This window comes from Roseovarius sp. B-10 (assembly GCF_056859295.1).
Map to the genome: position 1 here is coordinate 1 of NZ_JBSXOE010000020.1, position 26252 is coordinate 26252.

A 26252-nucleotide genomic window follows, 5' to 3' on the forward strand; every position below is an offset into this window, starting at 1 on the left:
CTGGCCCGTGAGCGCGGCGATGGTCGGGTCGGCCCCGTCGATCCGGCCATCCGAGCGGATGGTCTCGATGCGGTCGAGATTGTTGGTGTAAGTGACCTGGGCCGAGACGAGGTTGCCGAGCGCGCTCCCGTTGCGCGTGACTTGTCCGTTGAAGTTGCCGAAGCGCTTCAGCGGGAGCGTCGCCACCGTGCCGCTCTGCGCCGTGCCCGCGCGGCTCTCGCCCTGCGCGACGAGGCTCGCGGTGGCCTGCAGCTGGCCGCTGCGCTGCATCAGCCACGACAGGCTGTCGAGACGGCAGCCGGTATACATGGCAAACCGCGGCACTTCCGGCATGCCGGTCTCGATCGCCATGCTCGGAAGCTCGTAGGCCCCGGAGGTGAACACATGCGTGAACGGGCCCGGTGCCGTGGCCGCGTTTGTTGATGCGGGCGCGGTCGGCGACCAGCAGGCTCGGGCCGCGGCGGCGGTAGACGAACCGCAGGCGCAGGCCGCGGCGGCGCTCCCACTCGCCCGGCGTGATCCTGCCCCCAACGCAGGCCGCGGCCGGCGGCCGGCGTTGGGATCGCCAGCCAGAAGCCAGTCTTCGAGCGGATCAGCGGGCCGGTGTCGTGTGCGCCGACGATGGCGGGCGCCTTCGACCAGACGAGCGCGGCCGCGCCGATGCTGGTGGTGCCCTTGGGCCAGGTCTCCGCGCGGATGCTTTTGGCGAGCCTCTGGCCAAGCCCCGCGCCGTTGATCTGACGGCGCCAGTCGGCCTTGGGCATTAAAGCCGACGCGGTGCTACCTCCCCAGCAGCGCCGCTCCGACAAGATAGGTGCCGGTCAGCAAGAGCAGTCCGTAGGCGAGGCTAATGAAGACCGAATGGCTGATGCGTTTGAAAAGGAATTGTCCGGCTACGATGCCGAGTGCCGTGGCCGGGGTTAGTGCCAGCGCCGTATAGACAGTGCCAACAGACGCGGACCCCGCGACCATTTGCAGACCAAGGCTGACCGAGTAGATGAACAGGAAATACGCCAGCGTGGTCCCGCGCAGTATCGCGGGCGCGATCCCTGCCCCCGCGAAGTAGACGAGAAGCGGCGGCCCAGGCATGCCGAGCCCGCTTGTGAGCAGAACCCAGACGCTCGGACTCCACATGGGGCAGGTCATGGCACCTTGGCGTTCATACGAAGTGGTGACAGTGTGTCGGCGGCAGAGATGTCCCTGCTTCGCTTCAGAACACAAGGAACCGGAATGTCCGTATGAGCATCCCCGCGCTTTTCACACCCACCCGCATCGGCTCGCTCGAGTTGGAAAACCGTATCGTCATTGCGCCGATGTGCCAATATTCGGCACAGGATGGTTGCCTGACCGACTGGCACGTGATGCATTACGGGCAACTGGCCATGTCGGGTGCGGGCCTGCTGATCTTCGAGGCGACGGCCGTAGCGCCCGAGGGGCGGATTTCATGGGCCGATGCCGGGCTTTACGATGACGCAACCGAGGTCGCGATGGACCGCGTCGTGAAGGCCGTGCGCCAGTGGGCACCACCCATGCCGTTGGCATTGCAACTGGCCCATGCCGGTCGCAAGGCCAGCTGCTCGCAGCCCTGGAAAGGTGGCAAGCAACTGCCAGCCGATGATCCGCGCAGCTGGCAAACCGTCGCGCCTTCGGCTCAGCCTTTTGCGTCAGACGACAGACCTCCGCTGGCGCTGGATGCCGAAGCGCTGAAACATCTCGTCGATGATTTCGCCTCGGCTGCCCGCCGCGCCGCAGGTCTGGGGTTCGATGCGGTCGAATTGCATGCCGCGCACGGTTATTTGATGCACCAGTTTCTATCGCCTCTGTCGAACGCGCGCACCGATCATTACGGTGGCAGCCTGGAAAATCGCATGCGACTGCCGCTCGAGGTGTTCGAAGCCGTGCGCGCCGCGTTTCCGGCTGATCGCCCCGTGACAGTGCGGGTATCGGGCACCGACTGGGTTGAAGGCGGCTGGGACATCGAGCAGACGATTGTCTTCGCGCGGGAGCTAGAGCGGCTCGGTTGCGCAGCCATTCATGTATCGAGCGGCGGGCTGGACCCGCACCAATCGATCCCGATTGGCCCAAACTATCAGGTGCCATTGGCCCGCGCAGTGCGCACCGAGGTGGACATGCCGGTGATCGCCGTGGGTCTTATCACCGAACCGCAGCAGGCCGAGGCGATCATTGGCACGGGCGACGCAGACATGGTCGCCCTGGCGAGGGGCATTCTGTATAATCCACGCTGGCCCTGGCATGCCGCTGCCGAACTTGGCGCTGGCGTCACGGCTCCGGCGCAATACTGGCGCAGCCAGCCCCACAACCTGAAATCGCTCTTTGAGTCTTGACGAGGACGTGGGCGGTTAGGGGGGAATCGAGTACGCCGTATTCTGGCGCCACTGCAGAAACGATCACCGAGCCAGTGACACCCATTTCGATTGCGTCGGCCTGCATCAGGTCGAACATGTCGCGCTCTCGGCCCATCTCGTCGCGAGAGTGCACGGTGATGTCGATGGCACCGTCGGAAGTTTCTGCCAGCGTCTCCGCCATACGTTGAGTGGCATCATCGATGACTGTGTCGGTCATTTCATGGTTCAGGTTTGCGGTCACGGATTGTGCCGTGGGGAGGGCGGGCATGAATTCCATGCTGTGATCCAGCCCCCGTTTCACCGGACACCTAAGCGGTTTCAGTCTTAGCCCTGATGAACTCGAGGGGCGAGCGCCGTTTCAGCCCTGAGTGTGGATGGTTCGCGTTCTAATCTTCGAACCAGCAATCGATTAATCTGAGCGAGATTTCCGCATTCGGCAGTCGTGTCACAGGAACGTAGTCGCGCATGTCCGATGCATGCCCTTTGGCCGCTGCCAGCAACGTCCGCATCGCAGCGCTTGACCGCGACACCGCGCTGAAGATGCCGTAAGTGAAATACTGGACCAAGACCTCCTCGAGCCAGCGGAATGCCATGTGCCAGAGCAGTGGAGCAACGGCTCCGTCTGCATCCTTGGACGCAAGTGGAAGCGTTTCCCAATCACATGAATCTCTACACAATATTGCCAAGCCTCTGCGCAAGGATTTGATATAGCGAGTTTTCGTCGATCGATACCGTTTGGCTGGAGACCCGCCGACGTAATTTGTCGTCAGGAATGTTCTCTGGTATTGTCCGACCGGTTTCGTATCCCTTCGTCTCCCTGGAATAAAGAATAATTAGGGCGCAGTTTGGGGTGGCTCGTGGATGGGGCACACTGCGGTTGGTCGGTTTCGTCTGCCGCCAACAACAAAATTTGGAGAGACGATGGCGGAGCAGATGCGACGTAGCGACGAAACTGAGCCTCGGATCGGCTCATGGCTCGCTGGAATATTTCTACTATTTTCGGTCCCTTGGATCATTATTGGTGACCTGCTTGTGGCGAGTATCGGCGATGTGGCCGATCTCGAGCTGGTGCAAACCCTCAAGGGTCTGCTGTTCGTCTTCATCTGCGCGGCCCTGGCCAAATATTTCGGCGATCGCTTCCATGCCCAGCTTCTCGGATATTACCGTCGGGAAAGGCGTCTTCGGGAACACCTCGTTCGCGCAGAATACGTCGGCGAGATTGCCAGCTGGGAAAAGGACTTGGGTGATGGACGCACGTTCTGCAGCGAGAACTGCGACGTGCTGTTCGGCACGTCCATCGCGGCCACAGAAAGCTTTGAAGACGTGCTGCGTGCTCACATCCATCCCGATGATGGGGACCGTGTTGCGCAGTTGCGCGGTGACTGGTGGCGCGACGGCGGCACTCTGGAACTGGAATACCGTCTCGCAGACCCTCAAGGGCTGACCAAGTGGATTGAGGAGCGTGCCGAGTTTGTAGAAGATGAAGGTGGAAAAATCCGCTACGCCGTCGGCACGATCCGCGACATTTCGAAACTCAAGGCGGCCAAGGCCGCAAGAGACGCGGCCGAAGCGCGGGCCGAGCGTCGCGAGGCGCTAGTGCGCATGGCAGCGGAAAAGGCGAATTTCGGCGGCTGGCGTTATGAACTTGGTGATGAGCACGAGATCTGGTCCGATGGGACGGCACGTGTCCGCGGCCTTCAGCCCAATATCAGGATTTCGCCGGTGGAGGCTATGGAGCATTATGCCAATGGTGACCGTGAGCGCATGCGAAGTCTGTTCAACTCCTGTATAGAAGACGGCGAAGCCTTCGATGACATTTTCAGAATGAACACCGCCGATGGGCGCCAGATAGTGGTCAGAACGCTTGGCGAGCCCCAATACGACGAGACAGGCAAGATCGTCGCCGTGCAGGGTGCGATTCAGGATGTAACGGAACTTGTGTCGGCTCGAGAGGAAGCTGATCGCCGCAATGCTCAGTTGCAGAGCGTCCTCGCCTCAATCGGGGACGGCTTCGCAACACTGGACCAAGAATGGACCGTGACCTTCATCAACCGTCGTGGCAGCGAGCTGTTTGGCTTGAACCCGGGCAAAGTGCAGGGCAGAAGCTTTTGGGATCTTTTCCCTGCGGCCCGCGGCTCGCGTTTCGAACACAAGTGCCGAGAAGCGATCGAGACAGGAGAAAGCCGCTCATCCGTTGAGTATGTGTCGGCTATATCGCGGTGGTTGGATGTGAATGTCCATCCGACACCAGGTGGATTGGCGATCTATTTCCGCGACGACAGTGAGAAACAGCATGCACGTCAATGGCTCAAGTTGCTGGAATCTGCAGTGCTAAGCCTGGACGACATCCTGACCGTGGTAAAGGTCGGAACGGGTGAATGGGACGAGCAAGAAGTCATCTACGCAAATAACACCACGGAGAAGCAGCTCGGCTACAGTTCCGAAGAATTCATCGGCAAGTCACCTTGGTTCTTCGTTGATACAGTACGTTCCGGGCGGGCTGTGTCAGAACTGCAGCGTGCCATCAGCGCCGGCACGTCAGCCACTGCTGAGGTATTCGTGAACGCCAAGTCGGGTGGGGGAAGGTGGTTCGAAGCTCACACCAGCCCAATTCACGATCGAAAGGGTCAGATCACGCATCGGGTTGCAGTGCTCCGCGATGTTACGGACCGCAAGCGCTATGAAGAACGTATTCTCGAGAGCGAAGAGCGCTTCCGCCTCATTAGCCGTGCCAGTAGCGATGTGATTTGGGATTGGGACATCGCGACTGGGTTTTTCTGGGTCAGCGAAAACTATGAGGACGTTTTTGGCTTCGATATCAGCAATGAGCCTCAGACATTCGATGCCTCGATCGCTCGCATTCATCCAGACGATCGAGAGCGGGTACGTAACAGTCTTTTTGATGCCATCCAGAGTGATCTGTCGACGTGGAGTGCCGAATACAAGGTGAGAAACGCGCATGGCAGCTACTCGATCGTGGAGGACCGCGCGTTCATCATTCGCAACTCGGAGGGACAGGCCCTACGGATGGTGGCTGGCATGACAGATGTGACGGAATTGCGCGAATTGGATGAGAAACTCCGAGCTTCTCAAAAGCTTGAAGCCATCGGTCACCTGACGGGAGGCGTGGCGCATGATTTCAATAACTTGCTGACCATCATCCTTGGCAATTCCGAATTGCTGATTGATAGCGTGACCGATCCGGGCCAGGAAAGAATGGCCAATGCGATCCTCAATGCCGCCGAGAGGGGAGCCTACCTGACGGATGGCCTGCTGGCCTTCTCACGGCGCCAACCGCTGGAGCCGGTGCCGGTCGACGTCAACGAACTCATCCTGCGGTCGGAATCCCTGTTGAGACAGGGGGTCGAAGAGGGGATCACGTTACGTTTTGCCCTGGAGGCCGAGGATGCTGTCGTGCTCATTGATCCGGCACGGTTACAGAGCGCAATCCTGAACCTGGTGATCAACAGTCGTCATGCCATCGGGGAGCGCGGCACGATCACCGTGGAAACCTCGACCCGCATCTTTGACGACACGTCGGAAGTCGAGACCGCAGACCTTGCAGCCGGGCGCTACCTCGCTATTTCTGTCACAGATGATGGGATCGGCATGACCAGGGATGTACAACAGCGGGCGTTCGACCCGTTCTTCACGACAAAGCCTGCAGGGAAGGGCACTGGCCTAGGTCTCAGCTCGACCTACGGGTTCGTGAAGCAGTCCGGGGGCGAGGCGAGGATTTACTCGGAAATCGGTGAAGGAACGACCGTAAACATCTACTTGCCGCTGGCGAACGAAGAGACGGATGCCGTCGCTCCGCCCTCCCAGAAGGATGTTCCCCCGGGGCGCGGAGAGCACATTCTGATCGTGGAGGATGATCCCGACCTGCGTCAACACGCCGAGGCCCAGATTCGGGCTCTTGGGTATCGCGTTTCGGTAGCCGAGAATGCCGATGAGGCTCTGGCTTTGCTGGAACAGGACCCGAGTGTAGATTTGCTGTTCACCGACGTGATCATGCCGGGCAGCATGCATGGCGCAGAGCTGGCCCGTACGGCGAGGGCCGCTTACCCGGACCTAAAGGTTCTCTATACGTCTGGCTATACGAAGAATGTGACCCTAAACAAAGGCCGACTGGACGAGAATGTCGAACTCCTGCCAAAACCCTATCGCCGCGAAGATCTGGCGCGGCGCCTTCGAGAGCAGCTGGATGTTTAGGTGGTAGAGGCGCTGCCGACGCGAAAGAGAAGCCACGGGCCCGACTCGCGCGACCGCTTAAATGTGCCCCGCTCGGGCGAATTGTAGTTGCAGGGTCATAAGCTTGTATCAATTTCGGGAATCTTGAATATATTTCCGACTAGTGTCGCGGCGCTACTGAGCAGGAGTTGCTGGTGCTACAACCAAAAGTCCTGGTGCTGGATGATGAGGATGAAATCGCGTCAATGCTGGATCATGCATTGTCCCGAGACGGGTATGACGTAAGCACCGTCAGAACGATCTCCGAATTTCAGGACAAGCAAGCTGGTGAGGCGTTCGATATCTATATCATCGACCTTGGGCTACCAGACGGCAACGGCCTGTCCTTGATTCAAGGACTATCGCGAAACCCAGCTTGTGGTGTCATTATTCTGAGTGGGCGCGCAGCGGATACCGATCGTATCGTTGGTCTCGAAATTGGCGCTGACGATTACATACAAAAACCGTTTGGGATGCGCGAACTGGCGGCGCGCGTGCGCGCCGTCTTGCGCCGAACGCAACAAAACAAGACAGCTCAGGACCACACCGCCAATGCCTCCAGTAACGCGGCTGACACAGAAAACACCATTGCTTTCGATGGGTACAGACTTGACCTGGGTGCCCGGCTTCTTTTCGCGCCGGATGGCAATGAGATCGAACTGACCACCGCAGAGTTCAATTTGCTCGCTGCGTTGCTGACCCGCCGCGGGCAGGTTCTTGATCGCGACCAGTTGATGAATGCCGTCAAGGGGCGCGACTGGGAGGTCTATGATCGCTCCGTCGATAGCCTTGTGAGCCGATTGAGGCGCAAGGTGCCGGCTCCTGAAGGCCGATCCCACTACATCCGAACGGTTCACGGTATCGGATACGCATTTTCCGTTTCATCCGGCAGCGCTGCCGGTGATCGTTGATGCCAGATGTTCGATCCACCGCGCTCATCATACTCGTCACAAAGGCCGCGGGATAAGTCTGTCCGGGGTAAAGGGGAACGCGTGAAGCGAAGTTTTGCCTTTCCTTCGAGGTTGCTGACAGCCTGTTCCAGACGAATTAGCATTGTGACATTAGCGCTAGTATTCGGCATGGCGGTCCCCGGTCATGCGGAGACCGTGCGGGTGGGCATTTACGAAAACGCGCCGAAGATATTCCGCGATGCTAAAGGTGAACCCTCGGGCTTCTGGCCTGAGCTCACCCTCGCCATCCTTCAGGATCTTGGTCACCAAGTCGTTTGGGTGGATTGCCAATGGGCCGAATGCCTTGAACTGCTTGAGCTCGGCGAGATCGACATAATGCCCGACATGGCTCACTCAGAGGAGAGGGACGCCCGATTCAAACTTGTCGACCATCCGGCCCTTTACGCATGGTCGTCAATTCTGGTCGGCGACTCGGTGTCCGTGAATACGATCGAAGATCTTAATGGTCTGCGGATCGCGGTTGTCGAGGACAGCATTCAGGGGGAAGTCCTTCTGGATCGTCTTCGTACCGATTTTGACCAGGCGCGTGTGATCGAAGTCGGCTCCATGGACGAAACGGTGCAGCAGCTGTCATCCGGCAAAGCCGATGCAGCGATAGTCAACAGCTTCTTCGCCAGACAGCCTCGGAGGAGGGAGGATATTCACGTCGCTCCGATCCCGTTTGACGTCTCAACATTGCACTTCGCATTGTCGCCCCAAAGTGCCGACCTACTCTTGGAAGCGCTGAACTTGGCGATTTACGAGCAGCAAACAACCCCCGGCTCGGCTTTCAGGAATGCCGAAAGGCGCTGGATCACTCAGCAAGCCCCGGCGCTTCCAGAGTGGTTCCATACGGCGGTCGCGGCTGTCATAGTAGTTCTGTTGCTATCCTTTGGAATGATCGTCGCCTTACGTCGTACGGTCAGACTCCGCACGGCGCGCCTGGAGGACTCGGTCACCTCCCTGAAGGCCGAAATCGCTCAGCGCAAAAATGCCGAGGCGAAGGTTATAGAAGCTCAGCGAATTGAGGCGCTCGGGCGACTCGTCGGCGGAGTTGCTCATGATTTCAACAACATGTTGGCTGTCATCATGGGCAATCTCGACATGCTCCGCGACGAAATTCGGAACGCGCGGGCTTTCCGCCTGCTCGAAGATGCGATCAGGGCGTCGGAACGCGGAGCGAGCCTGACAAAGCAGCTTCTCTCTTTCGGGCGCCGCGCCTCGCTCAAGCCTGAAGTCCTCGATATCAGCGCCACGATGCCGGACGTGCACCGGATCGTCAGTCGTGTCCTGCCCGAGAGCATACAGGTCGAGAATGATCAAGCCGAAGGCACTTTGAAGACCTGCGTCGATCCGGCCCAGTTCGAATCCGCGCTCCTGAACCTCGCACTCAACGCGCGCGATGCGATGCCGAACGGCGGCCGTTTGACGATCAGAACCACCGCGAGAAGGCTGGATAGCGACAGCATCGAAGTCCTTGAGGCTGATCTTGTACCAGGCAGATATGTCGTCGTGAGCGTCTCTGATACCGGCCACGGGATGCACCCTGAGGTGCGTGAGAAGGCTGTCGAGCCATTCTTTACGACGAAGGAGGTCGGCGCGGGCTCTGGCATGGGACTGGCCATGGTTCACGGCTTCATGAAGCAGTCGAATGGAGGCCTGCGTATCCTGACCGAGCCGGGCGCAGGAACCACTGTCGAACTGTACTTCAAGCAAACCGACATCCAATCGTCGGCCCCCAGCGCACAGGAAGCGGCACCGCAAACCACCGCATCCGGTCGGATCCTGATGGTTGAGGACGACGAGTACGTCCGTAACACGCTCCTAATGCAGCTGGAGAACATGGGTTACCAGGTGACTGCGGTCGAAAACGGTCAGGCAGCTCTGGAGCGGCTGACTTCCGGCTTGGAATTCGATCTACTTTTGACGGACGTGGTGATGCCAGGCCCTTTACAGGGGCCCGGTCTCGCGGACCGCGTGCGGGAAAGGTTTCCCGATCTTCCTGTCATTCTCATGTCCGGTTACGCAGAGCTGGAGGATGCGGGAGGAAGTGGTCCGAGGCGAGACTATCTTCTGCTTCCAAAACCTGTACGTGCCAAAGACTTGAGAGAGGTGCTGGCATCCAAGCTGGCCGCGAAGGGCTGACTATCTCTTTTCCATCCTAGCAACTTTTGTGGTTGTGACCTGCCACTGAACTTTCATCCAGCCGGGAAATCATAGCGGAGAACTCCACCTTCAAACGGTCCTGTTTGCGGGGATCAGATCAGGGAATGGCGAGCGGGGGATGGTGCGACCGCTGACTGGAGCCGGGCGTTCCGCTGATGCTTTCGCTGCCAGCCTCCCGGGTAAGATTCTGGGTGATGACTTCCTTCGGTAATGGATTGCACCCTTTTGCGCCCCGCGATCTCGCGGGACAGGGAAGTAATGGGTGAAAGGCCCGCCCATTGGCAGGACCCTTCGGTTTCATGCGGGCTCAGGCGGCAAGCTCCGCGCCCCCTGCCCTAGGTGACGACCCGGTGCTCAAGAAAAGCGCCTGCGCAACGCCACGTTAAGAACCTCTATGGCGATGACAAGCAGGATTACGGTGATCGTAACACTGGCCGCCTTGTCATATTGAAATGATCGTACGTAGATCTGGATGTAGAAACCGAGCCCGCCTGCGCCGACGACGCCGAGGATCAGGGACTCCCGGAGATTCAATTCAAAACGAAAGATCGTGTCGCGCGCAACGACCGGGGCCATCTGCGGCCAGATCGCATGGCGAAGCCGGACGAGCGGCCCCGCGCCGGCGCTGGAAAGCGCCTCCACCGGCGCACGGGCGACACCGTCGATGGCTTCGGCGTAGAACTTGCCGAGCATGCCCGTTGCGTGGAAGGCGACCGCGATGATCCCCGGCATCGGGCCGAGACCGACAGCCCCGACCATCAGCATGGCCACCAAAAGCAAGGGGATCGCCCGGATCAGCGCGAGGAGCGTCCTGACGCTGTAATGGATCGCCGGTGGCGCCATTGTCTCGGAAGCGGCGAAACCCAATGGAACCGACAGGATGACCGCCCCCACTGTACCGAGGATGGCGATGCGAAGCGTCTCGGCTGTCCCGTCGACGATCTCCGCCATGACGGTTGGGTCGGGCGGTATCATGCGACCGACAAACTCGACAATACGCGGACCGGCGGAGAGAAGGCGCGACAGGTCCATGTCGCTGGTTGCGAAAGACCATAGCACCACGGCGCCCAGGAAGACGCCTGTAAGGAAACTACCCCAGCCGCCGTGCCGTGTCATTGGACAAGCCTCAGGCCGGCCGCGCCCTTGATCGCGTCCTGGTAAAGCGCTCCGATCTCTTCGTCGAACGAATTTCCGACCGAGTGGTCGAAAGCAACGCGCCCACCGGTCATGCCCACGACGCGGGACGCGAAGCGCAGGGCGAGTTCGGGCTGATGCGAGGAAAACACCGTCGTCGCGCCGCGCTTGGCCGCGGCGCTTGTGATCAGAGTCAGGATTTCGCCTGCACGGGCGGGGTCGAGATTGCTGACCGGTTCGTCGGCAAGGATCAGCCTTGGCTCCTGCGCGAGGCAGCGGGCGATCGCAACCCGCTGCCGCTGCCCGCCACTTAACGAGTCGACCCGGCGGTGAGCCAGTTCCCCGATGCCGCAATCGGTTAATACCTGATGGGCAACGTCGAGATCATGCTCGGAATGGCGGCTGAGAAAGGCCGCGACGCCCGACATCCGCCCAAGTCGCCCGTTCAGCACGTTGCGCAGAACGCTGGATCGTTCGACCAGCGCAAATTCCTGGAAGATGAAGCCGGTATCGGGCCGTGCTGCCACTGGCGGCGGGGCGTCAGGCACAAGGCGTCTGCCCAGGACGGCCGCACAACCGGTCCATCCCTGAAGTCGTCCGTCGAGGATCGCGAGCAGCGTCGTCTTGCCGGCACCTGAAGGACCGAGCAGCACGACAGCTTCGCCCGGCTTTACGGTCAGGCTGACGCCGTTGAGCGCCGGCAACTCCGCGCCGGGATGCACGAAGCCGAGTTTGTCGAGTTCGACCACGCAGCTCACGATAGCAGCCCGGCCTCCCGCGCCATGTCGCGGACCCCCTCGAACGCCTGTGGGTCGGCGGGCACGTAGCCGTCCGGACCGTAGAGATGCTGCAGCTTGTCCCGGTGTGCGGGTTCATTCAGGCGCATCATGGTCTCGACGAAGCGCGCGCGGAGATCCGCGTCGAGGCCGGGCCGCGCGATGACGACATGACTGGGGATTTCTGGGCTCTCGGCAATCCAGGTGACCTGCGGCTGTTGCTGCGGCGTGAGCAGAAGATCGGCATACTGGCTTGCCCCTGCGGCAGCGACGAGACCCTGCGCCATCGCCTGCATCGCCTGTTGATAGCCGCCGGCGAAGAAAACGCGCCCGAAGAAGGCGTCGGCCTCTTCGATATCGGCAATCAGCCCCGCGCGTTTGAATTCGGCCAGAGGATAGAGATAGCCCGATTCCGAGATTGGATCGGCAAAAGCGATGTCGCGGTCTTTCAGATCGGCGAGCGACGTGATCCCGCTGTCGCGTCGCACGAAAATGCGCCCGGTATAGTAGGGTTTCCCCCGGTAAACCTCGGACAGAAGCGGTACCGCGCCGATCTCGGCCTCGGCCAGTACAAAGGGCAGCGCCCCCATGAAGGAAATGTCCGCGTCACCGTTGCGCAACGCTTCCACGGCCCCCGCATGGTCAATGGTCACGAAGCCCTCGACCGGAACCCCCAACTCCTGCGACAGCCAGCCGGTGATGGCCTCGATGTCGCCCAGCAGCTTGTCGGGGTTCTCCTGCGGAATGAAGGCCAGCCGCAGCGGGCTCGCCTGGGCCGGTACTGGCCGCGCGCTGGCGACAAAGAGCGCGCCCACCCCGGTGGTCAGCAGGGTGCGTCGCGTGAGTGGTGCTGTCATCAGTAGACCCTTTCGTCGATTGCTTCGGCCTCGGCCTTGAAACTGGCCCAATGTGCTTCGGCAGCCGCCCAGTCGTCTGTTTTGACGGCCTCGCCCACGTCGACAAGCAGGCGTGCCAGGCGGTAGATTTCCTGCCGGGCGCTTTGGTTCGACATGGTGCCGGCATCAGCCGCGAGCTCGGCGGCCACTGTATCGGTCAACAGCAGCGTGTGCCGGCGGTCCCGCTCCGGCAGCAGCGTGTCGAGCGTGGAGGCGAAGGTGGTGAGTTCCTCGAAAGCCAGCCGGAACGGTGTGTTGCGCTCTCCAAACTCCTCGTAGGGCTCGTCCGCGCCACCCACGGTTTCGAGATACGCGGTGAGGTCCGAGCGTTCCCGTTCGCTCAGTCCAAGGGACTTGGTGTCGTCGAACCAATTCACCACGCTGGCCAGCGTCGGCAGTGCCCCGTCGTGGAAATAGGGCGCGGTATAGGCCGTGCCCAGAAGGGTCGGCGTGTCAAACGCGCCCGCCCGCGCGCCGTCGTAGCCCGATCTGGCCGACCCGATATCATGCGCCCGGCGATCCAGGAAGTTTGCCGAAGGGATGTGGCAACTTGCGCAGGACTTGTCGCCCAGCCCGGCCATTGGCCGGTTGAAAATCTCTTCGCCGCGGCGGGCGGCCTCGGGCGCGGCCTCGGTCAGCGCGCCTTCGGACGTGACCATCCTGTTAGGCAGGAAATCGAACTCGAGCATGTAGGCGACAAGTGCGTCCAGCATGAAAGGCGTCGGCTCGGCACCGCCGAACTCGTTGACAATGACGTTGCGGCTGAAATCGCGCAGCGATGCGAACCGGCCGTCGCGGCCATATGGACCGGTGAAGCGCAGGCCGCGCAGGCTGGGAATATCCAGTGAATCGTCGCGCCGGTCGTTGAACATCGGGTTGAAGAAGGCGCCATCCACATCCGCCGCGCCGGGCTGGTGGCTGACGCCCGGGATGAAGAAGCGCTGGTTGATGTCCGACCGGTTGTGGCAGGTGGAACAGGTGATGCCGGCGCTGAGGGCCGGTTCGCCGAAGATCTCCGGGCTGTCGAATAGCATGTCGCCATAGGCAACCATCGGCAGATCTTTTTCGTCGATTCCCTGCTCCTCGAAGTTCAGTACCAGGCGCGGCAGCGGGTCCTGGTCGAAAATGTCCGAGCCGGGCGGCAGCGCCGCCGGGATGTCCGGTGCCGTACCGGCGGCCACGAGGGTTTCTGGCGCCGCCGACAGTCTGGCGCGGCGATCAAAATCGTCGGGCAGGTAGTTAGCCGCGAGATAGTCCCGAATGACCTTGCTGGCGGACATCATGCGTGCCTCGTCGCGCGGGGCCACTCCTGCGCCCAACATCCCACTGGAGCCGGTTGCGCTGGACAGCTCCAGCCAGGCCAGCCCGATTTTGCGCGCCGCCTCCGGGTCGGTGGCCCGCACATGGTCGGCAAAGGCGCGGTAAAGTTCCTGCGCCTCCGACACTGCGGCCTGCGCGGCGCTCGGAGATGTCGCCGCCAGTGCCCGATCAAGCTCTTCGCCAATGCGGCTGGCCAGAAGCCGGGTGCTGGCGGCGAATAGGGCCTGCCGGTCCTGGTCGGCGATCGCGGCCGCCACGGCCTCGGTGCTCAACACTCTGTCCTCAGCGATGCGGTCGAAGGCGCCCTCGCGGAACTCCCCGCCGGGATAGGGTTCGCTCCAGGCGTCCGCGATCTTCTCCCAGGGCACCGGGGCAAGATTGCCGTAATGCAGCGTCAGCCGGTAGGCGGCCGCTTCCGGCAGCCAGGGCGCCTCTTTCGCCGGGGTCGCCAGTGCGGCGCCGCTGGCGAGCACTGTGGCAGCACTTACGATAATGCATGTCATTCGCAATTTGGATGAGAACGTCGCTTGCATAATGCTGGAATCGCCTTTCCGATTGAGATGCTCTTAAGTTAGCCTTGGCTAAATTTAATAGCACGAGCCAACATATTGTCAATCCGCGTGATTTGTTTCAATCTATGTCCATGGACAATTCTCACGACAGATCTGGGGGCCGTGACGTCACCTTGGCGCCCGCTGATGAACGCGCTGCGGCTGATCGGGCCGACGCGTTTGCCTCGGTAAGGAACGCACATGAAAGCGAGATGGCCGAGGATTACGTCGAGTTGATCGCCGAGCTTGTCGACAGCAATGGCGAGGCGAGGCCTGTGGATTTGGCCGAACGGCTTGGTGTCAAGCCCCCCACGGTGACCAAGAACATATCCCGGCTCGTGCGGAACGGGCTCGTGCGCCGCGAGCGATACCGCTCAATATTTTTGACTGAGAAAGGCGTGGCGCTTGCGGACGCGTGCCGTCGCCGCCACCGAATTGTCGTCGCGACGCTGATTGCGCTTGGCGTAGATTCAGAGACGGCCGAGCGCGATGCCGAGGGCATTGAGCATCATGTCAGCGACGAAACGCTTGTAGCGTTCGAGCAGTTCGTCACGTCTCGCGGCTAAACTCTCCAGTGGCATGAAGCAGACATCCGATTGGCCAGGTAGCAAGGTCGGCAAAGGGCCGGTCGCGACTGACTGGCCGCCCACGGTTCGCAATTTTAAATGGTCTGCGTCCTACGCACCGATGCCCTTCAGCCTTCGTCTGTGCAAGCAAGGAGGCACCAAAAAGCAGACTCGGAATCTCTGTCACGTGGCGAACACTGGCCACGATTTTCCACATTACGCCACGCATATCTATGCCTAGTGGTTGCCAGGTAGTTGCCACGGCATAAAACACAGAACGAGCAAAGCCGCCAATCTGCGCATAAGCTACTGTAATCTATGGAGTTCAGTGGTGAGCCGTGCAGGATTCGAACCTGCGACCCACTGATTAAAAGTCAGTTGCTCTACCAACTGAGCTAACGGCCCACTCAAGCGCGGTGTCTAGAAAGAGGTGCGCGGGGGGTCAACCCCGAAAACGCGGCCCGTGCGCGGTCGGTGCTGGAAATCCGCTCGCCGCACGCGTATATGCGCGCGCATGGACGATGCGCGCGATACCGGGCTGCCCTTCATGAAGATGCACGGGCTGGGAAACGACTTCGTCGTGCTCGACGCGCGCGCGCGCGCCATCGTCCTGTCGCCAGCGCTGGTCGCCGCGATCGCCGACCGGCGGCGCGGCATCGGCTTCGATCAGCTCGCGGTGATCGCGGCGGGCGAGAGCGGTGCCGACGCTCATCTCACCTTCTTCAATGCCGACGGCTCGACCTCTGCCGCCTGTGGCAACGCCACCCGCTGCATCGCGCGTCACCTGATGGACGAGACCGGCAAGACGGCGCTGACCCTGACCACCGCGCGCGGCAGCCTGAGCGCGGTGGACGCAGGCGACGGCCTCACCTCGGTCAACATGGGGCAGCCGCAGTTCGACTGGCAGGACATCCCGCTCGCCGAGGCAATGGAGACGCTGGAGCTGCCCATCGAGGGCGGGCCAACGGCAACCGGCATGGGCAACCCGCACTGCACCTTTTTCGTCGAGGATGCAGAGGCCGTGCCGCTGGACCGGTTCGGCCCGCGCTATGAGCATCATCCCCTCTACCCCGAGCGCACCAATGTGCAGGTGGCGAGCCTCGTCGGCCCCGACCATATCCGCGTGCGGGTCTGGGAGCGGGGCGTGGGGCTTACGCTGGCCTCCGGCTCGTCGTCCTGCGCCGTGGCGGTGGCGGCGGCGCGGCGCGGCCTGACGGGCCGCAAGGTGCGCATCACACTGGACGGCGGCAGCCTCGAGATCGACTGGCGCGAGGATGGCGTGTGGATGACCGGCGAGACGATGCATGTCGCCTCCGGCGTGCTGACACCCGCATTCCTCGCGGGGCTGTCATGAGCACGCCGCGCTTTGCCACCCTTGGCTGCCGCCTCAACGCCTACGAAACCGAGGCGATGAAAGACCTCGCCGGGCAGGTGGGGCTGGAAAATGCCGTCGTCGTCAATACCTGCGCCGTGACGTCCGAGGCCGTGCGCAAGGCGCGGCAGGAAATCCGCCGCCTGCGCCGCGAGAACCCGGGTGCCCGTCTCATCGTCACCGGCTGTGCCGCACAGACCGAGCCCGAAACCTTTGCCGCAATGGCGGAGGTCGACGCCGTCATCGGCAATACCGAGAAGATGCAGCCCGATACCTGGGGCCGCCTCGCCGCCGATTTCATCGGGGATAGCGAGCGTGTGCAGGTCAACGACATCATGTCGGTGACCGAGACCGCGGGCCACCTGATCGACGGCTTCGGCACCCGTTCCCGCGCCTATGTGCAGGTGCAGAACGGCTGCGATCACCGCTGCACCTTCTGCATCATCCCTTACGGCCGGGGCAATTCGCGCTCTGTGCCCGCGGGCGTCGTCGTCGATCAGATCAAGCGGCTGGTTGGCGCTGGCTATAACGAGGTGGTGCTGACCGGCGTGGACCTGACAAGCTGGGGCGCGGACCTGCCGGGGCAGCCCAAGCTCGGCGATCTGGTGATGCGCATCCTGAAGCTGGTGCCCGACCTGCCACGCCTGCGCATCTCCTCGATTGATTCCATAGAGGTGGACGACAACCTCATGCAGGCCATCGCCGCCGAGCCGCGCCTGATGCCGCATCTGCACCTGAGCCTGCAGCATGGCGACGACCTGATCCTCAAGCGGATGAAGCGGCGGCACCTGCGCGATGACGCGATCCGATTTGCCGAAGAGGCACGCCGCCTGCGCCCCGACATGACCTTCGGCGCCGATATCATCGCCGGTTTTCCGACCGAGACCGAGGCCGCGTTCGAAAACTCGCTGCGGCTGGTCGAGGAGTGTCACCTCACCTGGCTGCACGTGTTCCCGTATTCACCGCGCCCCGGCACCCCCGCCGCACGGATGCCGCAGGTTCATGGTGCCACGATCAAGGCGCGCGCGGCGCGGCTGCGCGCAGCGGGCGCGGCGCGCGTGGCGACACATCTCGCCGCGCAACAGGGACGCGCGCACCGTGTCCTGATGGAGCATCCCCGCATGGGCCGGACCGAGCAATTCACCGAGGTTGCCTTCGACAGCGACCGCCCCGAGGGCGCGATCGTCGCCGCCACCGTGACCGGCCATACCGGCACGCAGCTCACCGCTACCTGAAAGCCACGTCGCGATGCACCCCAACCCCGCCTTTCGCAAGGCCGACAAGGCCCTGAACATCGCCTTTGCCCGCGACCAGGGCTTCGGCCTCCTGGCCGTGACCACCGACGATGCGCCGCTCGTCAGCCACATCCCGTTTCTGCTTTCGGAGGACGGCACGCGGGCCGAGTTCCATCTCGTGCGCTCGAACCCGATCGCGCGGCTTATCGCGACACCCCATCGTGCCCGGCTCGCGGTGCAGGGACCACACTCCTATGTCTCGCCCGATTGGTATGGCGTGGACGATCAGGTGCCCACGTGGAACTATGTCGCCGTGCACCTTGTGGGCGACATCACCTTGCAGCCGCAGGAGCGGATGCGCGACCTGCTCGACCGGCAGTCGGCGCAGTTCGAGGCGCGGCTCGCGCCCAAGCCGGAATGGCGGGCGGACAAGATGACACGAGAGGTGCTTGACCGGATGATGCGCCAGATCGTGCCCTGCGAGATGCGAATCGACGAGATCGCAGGCACTTGGAAGCTGGGCCAGAACAAGCCCGACGACGTGCGCCTGCGCGCCGCCGACCCGCTGGAGGCGGCAGGGCTGGGACAGGAGGTGGCAACGCTCGCCCGGCTGATGCGCGCGCCCCCGTCGTGAGGCGGCCACCCGGTTCAACATGACGCGTCAGCCGATCCCCGAAGAGTCCTGCGCCCCGCCCTGGAGGCGCCCTTCCAGCGACGCCGCCAGCAGCGTACGCGCATACTCGGTACGCGGTTCGGTAAAGAGCGCCTCGGCTGTGCCCGCCTCGACCACGTCGCCCTCCTTCATCACCAGCACCCGGTGGCTCATCGCGCGCACCACCGCGAGATCGTGACTGATGAACAGGTAGGCCAGCCCGTATTTCACCTGAAGATCGCGCAGCAGGTCCACGATCTGCACCTGCACCGTCATGTCAAGCGCACTGGTCGGTTCGTCCAACACCACCAGTTTCGGCCGCAGGATCATGGCCCGCGCGATCGCGATCCTTTGGCGCTGCCCGCCAGAGAACTCGTGCGGGTAGCGGTCCATCGCCACCGGGTCGAGCCCCACCTCCACCATCACCTCGGCCACCAGATCCCGCTCTGGCCGTCCGCCGGGGTTGCCGTGCACGCCCAGCCCCTCGGCGATGATCTGCGCGCAGCTCATCCGCGGGCTGAGGCTGCCGAACGGGTCCTGGAACACGATCTGCATCTCGGCCCGGCGTTTGCGCAATTGCTTCGTGGACCAGCGATGCACGTCCTCGCCGGCAAAGCGGATGCCGCCTTCAGAGGCAATGAGTCGCATGATCGCCAGCGCGAGCGTGGTCTTGCCCGACCCCGATTCGCCCACGATCCCCAGCGTCTCGCCCGCGCGCACGCTTAGAGTGGCATCATTCACGGCCTTCACATGGCCCACCGTCCGCTTCAGAAACCCCTTCTGGATCGGGAACCAGACGCGCAGGCCCTCGGTTTCGGCCACCACCTGCGCGCCCTCGGGCACCGGCGCGGGCACGCCCACCGCCTGCGCGCCCAGCAGCTTGCGGGTATAGGGATGCTGCGGCGCGTCGAACACCTCGGCGAGCGTCCCCGCCTCGACGATCTCGCCATCCTTCATCACGCAGACCCGGTCGGCGATGCGCCGCACGATACCGAGGTCATGGGTGATGAACAGAAGGCCCATCCCCTCGTCGCGCTTGAGATTCGCCAGAAGCTCGAGAATCTGCGCCTGGATAGTCACGTCGAGCGCCGTGGTGGGTTCATCCGCGATCAGGATATCGGGCTTGTTGGCAAGCGCCATTGCGATCATCACGCGCTGCCGCTGCCCGCCCGACAATTGATGCGGATAGGCCCCCAGACGGCTCGCCGCCTCGCGGATACCGACCCGCTCCAGCAGATCCACGATGCGCTCCCGCGCCGCCTCGCCGGTCAGCCCCTGGTGCAACTCCAGGCTCTCGCGCAACTGTTTCTCCAGCGTGTGCAGGGGGTTGAGGCTGGTCATCGGCTCCTGGAAGATGAAGCTGATATCGTTGCCGCGCACCTGCCGAAGGCGCCGCTCATCCGCGCCGATCATCTCCTGGCCATCATAGGTAACGCTGCCCGTCACCTCCGCCGATGACCCCAGGAGCGATACCGTGGACAGCGCGGTGACCGACTTGCCCGAGCCGCTCTCGCCCACGATCGCAACCGTCTCGCCCCGGTCCACCGAGAACGACACACCACGCACGGCGGGCACCACCTGCCCGTCCTGCCGGAACCCGACGCTCAGATTGCGAACCTCCAGCACGCTCATTGAAAGGTCTTTCTCGGATCGAACGCGTCGCGCACGCCCTCGAAGATGAAAACGAGCAGCGACAGCATTATTGCAAAGGCAAAGAACGCGGTGAACGCAAGCCACGGCGCCTGCAGGTTCTGCTTGGCCTGAAGCGTCAATTCACCAAGCGAGGGCGAGGACGACGGCAGCCCGAAGCCGAGGAAATCAAGCCCTGCCAAGAGCGAAATCGTCCCGGTGATGACAAAGGGCAGCATCGTCAGTGTCGCCACCATCGCGTTGGGCAGCATGTGGCGGAACATGATGGTGATGTTGCCCACCCCCAGCGCCTTGGCCGCGCGCACGTATTCGAGGTTGCGCGCGCGCAGGAACTCGGCGCGCACCACGCCGACCAGCGCCATCCAGCCGAACAGCACGGTGATGACCACCAATAGCCAGAAACTTCGCGGCAGGATCGCGAACAGGATGATGATGACGTATAGCTGCGGCGTGGAGGCCCATATCTCGATGATGCGCTGAAAGAACAGATCGGTCTTGCCCCCGAAATACCCCTGCACCGCTCCGGCAAAGATGCCGATGACCGAGGACAGGAAAGTCACGATCAGCGTGAACATCACGGACAACCTGAAGCCATAGAGCACCCGCGCCAGCACGTCGCGCTTGGTGTCGTCGGTGCCCAGCCAGTTCTGCTCGTTGGGCGGCAGCGGCGCAGCGCCGTCGCGATCCACGATCGTATCGTAGCTATAGGGGATGGGCGGCCAGATCGACCAACCCTTTACGATCTCATCACCGCCGACAACGCCATCCTGCGCGTCCGCCATCACGCCCTCCGGGTCGTCGAAACAGGTATCGAGCCCGCCGCTCGCGATCAGGCACTGCACCTCCGGGTCACGATAGATCGCCTCGGTCCGAAAATCGCCGCCGAATGCCGTCTCGGGATAGAAACGAAAGATCGGCATGTAATACTCGCCGCGATACTGCACGAGAATCGGTTTGTCATTGGCCACGAACTCGGCACAGAGGGTGATCGCGAAGATCACCGAAAAGATCACCAGCGACCAGAACGCACGCCCGTTGCGCCGGAAATTCCGCCAGCGGCGCTGGTTGAGCGGCGACAGCCGGATCACCGTGCCCCTCCTTCATCTTGCCGGAAATATTCCGGGGGAGTCGCGCCAAAGGCGCGGCGGGGGCAGCGCCCCCATGATGCGCCACCCATCCTCAGCCCTCCCGCTTCTCGAAGTCGATGCGCGGGTCGACCAGCACATACATCAGGTCGCTCAGCAGGCCCACCAGAAGTCCGATGAGACCAAACAGGAACAGCGTGCCGAACATCACCGGGTAGTCGCGCCCCACCGCCGCCTCGAACCCGAGCCGCCCCAGCCCGTCGAGGCTAAAGATCGTCTCGATCAGCACCGATCCACCAAAGAAAACGCCGATGAACACGGCCGGGAACCCCGCGATCACGATCAGCATGGCGTTGCGGAACACGTGGCCATAGAGCACGCGTTTCTCGCTCAGCCCCTTGGCCCGTGCGGTCATGACGTAGTGTTTCTTGATCTCGTCGAGAAAGCTGTTCTTGGTCAGCAGGGTCAGCGTGGCAAAGGCCGAAATGGTCGAGGCAAGAACCGGTAGGAAGATGTGCCACAGGTAATCGACGATCTTGCCGAAGATACTCAGCTGTTCGAAATTGTCCGAGGTCAGGCCCCTGAGCGGGAAGAGTTGGAAATAGCTGCCCCCGGCAAACAACACCAGCAGCATGATCGCGAACAGGAAGGCCGGGATCGCGTAGGCCACGATGATGACGCCGGAGGTCCAGGTGTCGAACCGCGACCCGTCCCGCACCGCCTTGGCCACGCCCAGCGGGATCGACACGATATAGGCGATCAGGGTGGACCATAGCCCCAGCGAGATCGACACCGGCATCTTCTCGAGCACGAGGTCGAGCACCTCCATCTTGCGAAAATAGCTCTCGCCGAAATCGAAACGCATGTAGTTCCACATCATGTTGAAGAACCGCTCCAGCGGCGGCTTGTCGAGGCCGAACTGTTCCTCGAGCTCGGCGATCAACTCGGGCGGCAGGCCGCGCGCGCCCAGATACTGGTCGTTGCCCCCGCCCGACAGGTCCTGCCCGGTATCGCTCCCTGACCCGGCGAAGCTCTCGAAAACGTCGCCCTGCCCCTGCATCTGCGCGATCATCTGTTCGACCGGGCCGCCGGGGACGAACTGCACCAGCGCGAAGTTGATCACCATGATGCCGAAAAGCGTCGGCACGATCAGCAACAGCCGCCGCAGGATATAGGCCCCCATCTCAGACGGCCCCCATGGCAACAACCGGCATCAAAGCGCGCCCGCGGCCCGCAGCGCTGCGGCCTTTTCCTCGTCATACCACCAGAAATCGAGCACACCGGTGGCGTAATCCGGCAACGGGTCGGGATGGGCATACTGATCCCAGTAGGCGACCCAGTTCTTGTCGAGATACCATGTCGGGATCATGAAGAACTCGTAGCGCAAGGCCCGGTCGAGCGCCATCAGCGCCACGTCCTGCTCTTCCTTTGAGGTCGATTCGAGCGCCTCGTCGATCAGTGCATCCACCAGCGGGCTGGCCAGCCCTGCCGGGTTGAACAGGCTGAATTCCGCCTCGCGCGAGCCATAACGCTGATGCAGGCCGGTACCTGCCTCAAGGAAGGGGATATAGCTGTCAAAGACGATGTCATAGTCCCGGTCGCGCTCGCGGGCGGTGTATTGCGCGGCGTCGATCTTGTCGAAGCGCGCATCGACCCCCATGAGTTGCAGGTTCGAAACGAAGCTTTCGACCACCGCCGACATGGTGGCCGAGCCCGAGGCCGAGATCGGGATCTCGATGCTGAGCAATTCGCCCGTCGCATTGCGCCGCTTGCCATCGTCGCCCACTGGCCAACCCGCCTCGTCCAGGAGCCGCATCGCGCGGCGCAGGTTGCGCCGATCGTTAAGCCGGTCGGGATCGGAGGAATGCGCCCGAACCGCCGGTTCGGTCAGCATTTCCTGCGGCACCAGATCGCCCAGCGACTCCAGCAATTGCCGTTCGGCCCCCTCCGGCACGCCCTCGGCCTGCAAATGCGTGTCCTGCACAAAGGAATGCCGCTGCTTGAACAGACCATATTGCAGCGACTGGTTGGTCCATTCGAAATTGTAGCCCAGCGCGATGGCGCGGCGCACGCGCTTGTCCTTGAGCACCTCGCGCCCGAGGTTGAAGACGAAGCCCGCAGGCGTCGGCGGCAGCCCGTCGGGCAATTCGGCCTTGACGACATGGCCTTTCCTGACGGCCGGAAAATCGTAACCGGTGGCCCATGTCTTGGAATTTCCCTCGGGGCGGAAGGTGTAGATGCCCGCCTTGAACGCCTCGAAAGCGGCGTTGTCGTCGGCGAAATACTCGATACGGATACGGTCGAAATTGTGACGGCCCTTGTTGATCGGCAGATGCCAGCCCCAGTAATCGGGATTGCGCGCATAGACGATGTTGCGGTTTACCTCATAGCTCTCGACCTGGTAGGGGCCCGAGCCCGGCGCGGCCTCCAGCCGCGGCTCGTCCAGGCGCGCGCCCGTCTCCTCGTACCAGGTGCGCGGAAAGACCGGCGTGCCGCCCACCTGGTCGATGAGCGAGCGCCGCGAAATGCCCTCGGCGAACTCGAACCTCACCGTGTGATCGTCGAGCGCCTCGGCCCCCGGCACCCGCCGCCGCACCGCTTCGGCGTAAGAGCGCAGGCCCTGGTCGAGAAACAGGTTGTGCGAGAACACAACGTCATGCGCCGTCACCGGTGTGCCATCGGCAAAGCGCGCCTCGGGACGCATGTGAAAGATGACCCATGTCTTGCCGCGGTCGTATTCGAGGCTCTCGGCCAGCAGGCCATAGCCCTCGTTGTAACGATCCCCGGGCAGCGGTTCGCCGGTGGCCTCGGACCCGCCCAGCAGGCTTTCGTAGACCATCCAGGACAGCCGCCCGGCGCGACCCTTGCGTGAATACGGGTTCATCGAATCGAACGTGCCAGGGGCGTAGAGCGAAATCTCGCCTCCCTTGGGCGCGTCGGGGTTCACATAGTCGAAATGCGGGTAATCGGCTGGGTATTTCAGGTTGCCGAAGAAGGAATAGCCATGCGCGCGGATGATCTCTTCCTCGGCCGCGCGCGCCCGTCCTGGGCCGGTCAAATGCAGGGCACTCCCGGCCATCAACGCCCCGAGCCCCTTCAGGGCAAGGCGGCGACTGATCGGCGCGCCTGCGCGCGGCGGCATGATGTTCATGGTGTCCTCCTGTCGGTCCGCGCCGTTTCCCGCGCGTTTCAACGGCAAGCTAGGGGCCAGCCGCGCCGTGTTCAAGCGCAGAAGGGGCGCGCACATGCAAAGGGCCGCCGCCCTGCCGGGCGGCGGCCCCGAATTCCAGGCACCCTGCCTCAGTTCGAGACGCTTTGAAGATAGCCGATCACATTGGCGCGGTCCTGTTCGTCCTTGAGGCCCGGATAGCCCATCCGGTTCCCCGGTGCGAACTCGCGCGGGTTCTCCAGCCATGCGCTCAGCTTTTCCACGGTCCAGTCGCCCTCGAGCCCCTTGAGCGTGTCGGAATAGCTGAACCCTTCGACACTGGCGATGTCCCGGTTCACGACATCGAAGAGGTGCGGGCCGACCTTGTTCTTGCCGTCCTCGACCGCATGACAGGCGGCGCAGCGGCGATAGACCTTCTCACCTGCGGCAACATCCGCGGAGGCGACCATCGCGGCAAAGCCGCTTTCGCCACCGGTTTTCTCGGTGGCAGCTTCTTCGGCAGCGGCCTCTTCGGTAGCGGCCTCCTCGGCAGGTGCTTCCTCCGCAGGTGCCTCTTCGGCAGCAGCCTCATCAGCAGGCACTTCCTCCGCAGGTGCCTCTTCGGCGGCGGCCTCCTCGGTCGGGGCTTCGATCGCAATATCGTCGCTACCATCGACCCCGTCGAGATACGCGATCACGTTGGCGCGATCTTCGGGCTTGCCCAGCCCGGCAAAGCCCATGCTCGTCCCGGGCGCGTAACCAGCGGGGTTCTCGAGAAAGGCAAAGAGGTTCTCTGCGGTCCAGACATCCGCAGCCTCGCTCAGCGCGCCAGAATAGCCGAACCCGTCAACGCTCCCCACATCGCGACTAACCACATCATACAGATGCGGGCCGACACCGTTGGCGCCATCCTCGACCTGGTGGCAGGCCTTGCACTTGTTGAAAACGCGCTCGCCCTTGCCGGCATCGGCCTCCGCAAACAGCGCCGCGAGATCGGGGCCCTCGTCCACGGGCTCTTCGCTGGCACCCTCGTCGCCGGTATCAATGACGTAGCCCTGCGCGTGATCCTCGCCATGGCCGCCCCCCATCGAATAAATGCTCTCGGCTGCCCAGCCTCCCAGCAAGAAGACCAGAAGGGAGCCGCAAATCGCACCCGTGGCCTTTGTAAGTGTCATCGTGTCGAACATTGGCTCGCTTCCGTTAGATCTGTCGCTTGCGCGGGTATCTATCCGCTTCCCCTACCGCTTCGCAAGGTATAGTTTCCGCGACCAAACGCCCGACAGGGGCTTCAGGAGGGACAGGTTTTCACGATGACCGACCGCATTGCCTTTCAGGGGGAGCCTGGTGCGTATTCGCATCAGGCCTGCCATGAGACCTATCCCGACATGGAGGTGCTGCCCTGCCGCACCTTCGAGGACACGATCGCGGCGGTGCGCGAGGGCACAGCACGCCTGGCGATGGTCCCGGTGGAAAATTCCACATTCGGGCGCGTGGCCGATATCCATCACCTGTTGCCCGAGTCCGGGCTGCACATCGTCGGCGAGGCCTTCGTGCGGGTGCACATCAACCTGCTCGCGCTGCCCGGCGTGCGGCTCGACCAGATCGAGAGCGCGATGAGCCATACCGTGCTTCTCGGCCAGTGCCGAGGCTTTCTCGAACGCCACGGCATCCATCGCGTGACCGGCGCCGACACCGCCGGATCAGCCCGGCAGGTCGCCGAGGAGGGCCGCCCGGAACTGGCAGCGCTGGCCAGCGAACTGGCGGGCCAGATTTACGGACTCGACGTGATCGCCCAGCACATCGAGGATCAGGACACCAACACCACGCGCTTTCTGGTTATGGCGCGCGAACCCGATTTCTCGCCACGCGGCGAGGACGGGATGATGACGACCTTCGTCTTTCAGGTGCGCAACCTTCCCGCCGCGCTCTACAAGGCGCTTGGCGGGTTCGCCACCAATGGCGTGAACATGACCAAGCTGGAAAGCTACATGATCAACGGGTCGTTCACGGCGACACAGTTCTACGCTGATATCGAGGGGCACCCGGACGATCCCGCCGTGGCCCGCGCGCTGGATGAGCTGGATTATTTCACCTCCGACATCACCATCCTCGGCGTCTATCCCGCCGATCCGCGGCGGCACGACGGCGTCTGATT

General features: G+C 62.6%; 21 protein-coding genes, 1 tRNA gene and 2 pseudogenes. 9 read left to right on the plus strand and 15 right to left on the minus strand.

Features of this window, described 5'->3' with window-relative positions; genetic code table 11:
- The 3 genes and pseudogenes from AC13D8_RS02855 to AC13D8_RS02865 form a co-directional block, all read right to left on the minus strand.
- Window positions 1–510, minus strand: a pseudogene (locus AC13D8_RS02855) (phage tail tube protein); the annotation flags it as partial.
- Window positions 410–758, minus strand: a pseudogene (locus tag AC13D8_RS02860) (DUF6441 family protein); the annotation flags it as partial. The pseudogenes AC13D8_RS02855 and AC13D8_RS02860, both read right to left, overlap by 101 nt.
- 22 nt (window positions 759–780) lie before the next feature.
- Window positions 781–1146 carry a hypothetical protein gene (locus tag AC13D8_RS02865; protein WP_482967531.1) on the minus strand — a complete coding sequence of 122 codons (366 nt, stop codon included), beginning with the start codon at window positions 1144–1146 and terminating at the stop codon, window positions 781–783.
- Window positions 1147–1238: 92 nt separating this feature from the next.
- On the opposite strand from AC13D8_RS02865, the gene AC13D8_RS02870 reads away from it, so the two are divergent.
- Window positions 1239–2345: an NADH:flavin oxidoreductase/NADH oxidase gene (locus tag AC13D8_RS02870; protein ID WP_482967532.1), complete on the plus strand. Its 1107-nt coding sequence runs from the start codon at window positions 1239–1241 to the stop codon at window positions 2343–2345.
- On the opposite strand, the gene AC13D8_RS02875 is transcribed toward AC13D8_RS02870, so the two are convergent.
- Both AC13D8_RS02875 and AC13D8_RS02880 read right to left on the minus strand, forming a co-directional pair.
- Window positions 2281–2643 (minus strand): hypothetical protein, encoded by a 363-nt coding sequence (locus AC13D8_RS02875; protein WP_482967533.1) that lies wholly within the window; start codon window positions 2641–2643, stop codon window positions 2281–2283. The genes AC13D8_RS02870 and AC13D8_RS02875 overlap by 65 nt on opposite strands.
- A 109-nt stretch (window positions 2644–2752) precedes the next feature.
- Window positions 2753–2959: a hypothetical protein gene (locus AC13D8_RS02880; protein WP_482967534.1), complete on the minus strand. Its 207-nt coding sequence runs from the start codon at window positions 2957–2959 to the stop codon at window positions 2753–2755.
- A gap of 328 nt (window positions 2960–3287) precedes the next feature.
- Here AC13D8_RS02880 and AC13D8_RS02885 point away from each other — a divergent pair, with 328 nt between their 5' ends.
- The 3 genes from AC13D8_RS02885 (at window position 3288) to AC13D8_RS02895 (ending at window position 9691) form a co-directional block, all read left to right on the plus strand.
- Window positions 3288–6578 (plus strand): PAS domain-containing protein, encoded by a 3291-nt coding sequence (locus tag AC13D8_RS02885; protein ID WP_482967535.1) that lies wholly within the window; start codon window positions 3288–3290, stop codon window positions 6576–6578.
- A gap of 173 nt (window positions 6579–6751) precedes the next feature.
- Window positions 6752–7507: a winged helix-turn-helix domain-containing protein gene (locus tag AC13D8_RS02890; RefSeq protein ID WP_482967536.1), complete on the plus strand. Its 756-nt coding sequence runs from the start codon at window positions 6752–6754 to the stop codon at window positions 7505–7507.
- Between the two features lie 201 nt (window positions 7508–7708).
- Window positions 7709–9691 (plus strand): ATP-binding protein, encoded by a 1983-nt coding sequence (locus tag AC13D8_RS02895; protein ID WP_482967537.1) that lies wholly within the window; start codon window positions 7709–7711, stop codon window positions 9689–9691.
- A 375-nt stretch (window positions 9692–10066) separates the two neighbouring features.
- On the opposite strand, the gene phnE is transcribed toward AC13D8_RS02895, so the two are convergent.
- Genes phnE through AC13D8_RS02915 form a run of 4 tightly spaced genes read right to left on the minus strand, consistent with a single transcriptional unit; the run spans window position 10067 to window position 14341 of the window.
- The gene (phnE, locus tag AC13D8_RS02900; protein ID WP_482967538.1) at window positions 10067–10828 is read right to left on the minus strand and encodes a phosphonate ABC transporter, permease protein PhnE; all 762 of its coding nucleotides are present in this window, start codon (window positions 10826–10828) and stop codon (window positions 10067–10069) included.
- Window positions 10825–11595, minus strand: a complete 771-nt coding sequence (locus AC13D8_RS02905; RefSeq protein ID WP_482967539.1) for a phosphonate ABC transporter ATP-binding protein — start codon at window positions 11593–11595, stop codon at window positions 10825–10827. The genes phnE and AC13D8_RS02905 overlap by 4 nt, the downstream gene beginning before the upstream one ends.
- A 5-nt stretch (window positions 11596–11600) precedes the next feature.
- The gene (locus AC13D8_RS02910) at window positions 11601–12479 is read right to left on the minus strand and encodes a phosphate/phosphite/phosphonate ABC transporter substrate-binding protein (protein WP_482967540.1); all 879 of its coding nucleotides are present in this window, start codon (window positions 12477–12479) and stop codon (window positions 11601–11603) included.
- The gene (locus AC13D8_RS02915; RefSeq protein ID WP_482967541.1) at window positions 12479–14341 is read right to left on the minus strand and encodes a cytochrome c peroxidase; all 1863 of its coding nucleotides are present in this window, start codon (window positions 14339–14341) and stop codon (window positions 12479–12481) included. The genes AC13D8_RS02910 and AC13D8_RS02915 overlap by 1 nt, the downstream gene beginning before the upstream one ends.
- 140 nt (window positions 14342–14481) lie before the next feature.
- On the opposite strand from AC13D8_RS02915, the gene mntR reads away from it, so the two are divergent.
- Window positions 14482–14955, plus strand: a complete 474-nt coding sequence (gene mntR / locus AC13D8_RS02920) for a manganese-binding transcriptional regulator MntR (RefSeq protein WP_482967542.1) — start codon at window positions 14482–14484, stop codon at window positions 14953–14955.
- A 329-nt stretch (window positions 14956–15284) separates the two neighbouring features.
- Here the strand turns inward: mntR and AC13D8_RS02925 are convergent.
- Window positions 15285–15360 (minus strand) — tRNA-Lys (locus AC13D8_RS02925).
- Between the two features lie 109 nt (window positions 15361–15469).
- Between AC13D8_RS02925 and dapF the strand changes: the two genes are divergently transcribed.
- Genes dapF through AC13D8_RS02940 form a run of 3 tightly spaced genes read left to right on the plus strand, consistent with a single transcriptional unit; the run spans window position 15470 to window position 18196 of the window.
- Window positions 15470–16309, plus strand: a complete 840-nt coding sequence (gene dapF, locus AC13D8_RS02930; RefSeq protein ID WP_482967543.1) for a diaminopimelate epimerase — start codon at window positions 15470–15472, stop codon at window positions 16307–16309.
- Complete coding sequence (gene mtaB, locus AC13D8_RS02935; RefSeq protein WP_482967544.1) at window positions 16306–17562, plus strand: tRNA (N(6)-L-threonylcarbamoyladenosine(37)-C(2))-methylthiotransferase MtaB; 1257 nt, start codon at window positions 16306–16308, stop codon at window positions 17560–17562. Before dapF ends, mtaB begins: the two co-directional genes overlap by 4 nt.
- 13 nt (window positions 17563–17575) lie before the next feature.
- A complete protein-coding gene (locus tag AC13D8_RS02940; protein ID WP_482967545.1) occupies window positions 17576–18196 on the plus strand; it encodes an FMN-binding negative transcriptional regulator in 621 nt (206 codons plus the stop codon).
- Window positions 18197–18223: 27 nt separating this feature from the next.
- Here the strand turns inward: AC13D8_RS02940 and AC13D8_RS02945 are convergent, their stop codons facing one another.
- The 5 genes from AC13D8_RS02945 to AC13D8_RS02965 all read right to left on the minus strand — a co-directional run bounded on the left by AC13D8_RS02945 (window position 18224) and on the right by AC13D8_RS02965 (window position 25284).
- The gene (locus AC13D8_RS02945; RefSeq protein WP_482967546.1) at window positions 18224–19846 is read right to left on the minus strand and encodes an ABC transporter ATP-binding protein; all 1623 of its coding nucleotides are present in this window, start codon (window positions 19844–19846) and stop codon (window positions 18224–18226) included.
- Window positions 19843–20949: an ABC transporter permease gene (locus tag AC13D8_RS02950; RefSeq protein WP_129432309.1), complete on the minus strand. Its 1107-nt coding sequence runs from the start codon at window positions 20947–20949 to the stop codon at window positions 19843–19845. Before AC13D8_RS02950 ends, AC13D8_RS02945 begins: the two co-directional genes overlap by 4 nt.
- 94 nt (window positions 20950–21043) lie before the next feature.
- Complete coding sequence (locus AC13D8_RS02955) at window positions 21044–22132, minus strand: microcin C ABC transporter permease YejB (protein WP_482967547.1); 1089 nt, start codon at window positions 22130–22132, stop codon at window positions 21044–21046.
- Between the two features lie 30 nt (window positions 22133–22162).
- Window positions 22163–24028, minus strand: coding sequence for an extracellular solute-binding protein (locus AC13D8_RS02960; protein ID WP_482967584.1), 1866 nt, complete (start codon window positions 24026–24028; stop codon window positions 22163–22165).
- A 221-nt stretch (window positions 24029–24249) separates the two neighbouring features.
- Complete coding sequence (locus AC13D8_RS02965) at window positions 24250–25284, minus strand: c-type cytochrome (protein ID WP_482967548.1); 1035 nt, start codon at window positions 25282–25284, stop codon at window positions 24250–24252.
- Between the two features lie 123 nt (window positions 25285–25407).
- Between AC13D8_RS02965 and AC13D8_RS02970 the strand changes: the two genes are divergently transcribed.
- Window positions 25408–26250 carry a prephenate dehydratase gene (locus tag AC13D8_RS02970; RefSeq protein ID WP_482967549.1) on the plus strand — a complete coding sequence of 281 codons (843 nt, stop codon included), beginning with the start codon at window positions 25408–25410 and terminating at the stop codon, window positions 26248–26250.
- The last annotated feature ends 2 nt before the right edge of the window (window positions 26251–26252 follow it).

Coding starts and splice junctions, on each gene's coding strand:
- AC13D8_RS02865 (WP_482967531.1), bottom strand. CDS start 1,146: ATGACCTGCCCCATGTGGAGTCCGAGCGTCTGGGTTCTGCTCACAAGC.
- AC13D8_RS02870 (WP_482967532.1), top strand. CDS start 1,239: ATGAGCATCCCCGCGCTTTTCACACCCACCCGCATCGGCTCGCTCGAG.
- AC13D8_RS02875 (WP_482967533.1), bottom strand. CDS start 2,643: ATGGAATTCATGCCCGCCCTCCCCACGGCACAATCCGTGACCGCAAAC.
- AC13D8_RS02880 (WP_482967534.1), bottom strand. CDS start 2,959: ATGGCATTCCGCTGGCTCGAGGAGGTCTTGGTCCAGTATTTCACTTAC.
- AC13D8_RS02885 (WP_482967535.1), top strand. CDS start 3,288: ATGGCGGAGCAGATGCGACGTAGCGACGAAACTGAGCCTCGGATCGGC.
- phnE (WP_482967538.1), bottom strand. CDS start 10,828: ATGACACGGCACGGCGGCTGGGGTAGTTTCCTTACAGGCGTCTTCCTG.
- AC13D8_RS02910 (WP_482967540.1), bottom strand. CDS start 12,479: ATGACAGCACCACTCACGCGACGCACCCTGCTGACCACCGGGGTGGGC.
- AC13D8_RS02915 (WP_482967541.1), bottom strand. CDS start 14,341: ATGACATGCATTATCGTAAGTGCTGCCACAGTGCTCGCCAGCGGCGCC.
- mntR (WP_482967542.1), top strand. CDS start 14,482: ATGGACAATTCTCACGACAGATCTGGGGGCCGTGACGTCACCTTGGCG.
- dapF (WP_482967543.1), top strand. CDS start 15,470: ATGGACGATGCGCGCGATACCGGGCTGCCCTTCATGAAGATGCACGGG.
- mtaB (WP_482967544.1), top strand. CDS start 16,306: ATGAGCACGCCGCGCTTTGCCACCCTTGGCTGCCGCCTCAACGCCTAC.
- AC13D8_RS02940 (WP_482967545.1), top strand. CDS start 17,576: ATGCACCCCAACCCCGCCTTTCGCAAGGCCGACAAGGCCCTGAACATC.
- AC13D8_RS02945 (WP_482967546.1), bottom strand. CDS start 19,846: ATGAGCGTGCTGGAGGTTCGCAATCTGAGCGTCGGGTTCCGGCAGGAC.
- AC13D8_RS02955 (WP_482967547.1), bottom strand. CDS start 22,132: ATGGGGGCCTATATCCTGCGGCGGCTGTTGCTGATCGTGCCGACGCTT.
- AC13D8_RS02960 (WP_482967584.1), bottom strand. CDS start 24,028: ATGGCCGGGAGTGCCCTGCATTTGACCGGCCCAGGACGGGCGCGCGCG.
- AC13D8_RS02965 (WP_482967548.1), bottom strand. CDS start 25,284: ATGTTCGACACGATGACACTTACAAAGGCCACGGGTGCGATTTGCGGC.
- AC13D8_RS02970 (WP_482967549.1), top strand. CDS start 25,408: ATGACCGACCGCATTGCCTTTCAGGGGGAGCCTGGTGCGTATTCGCAT.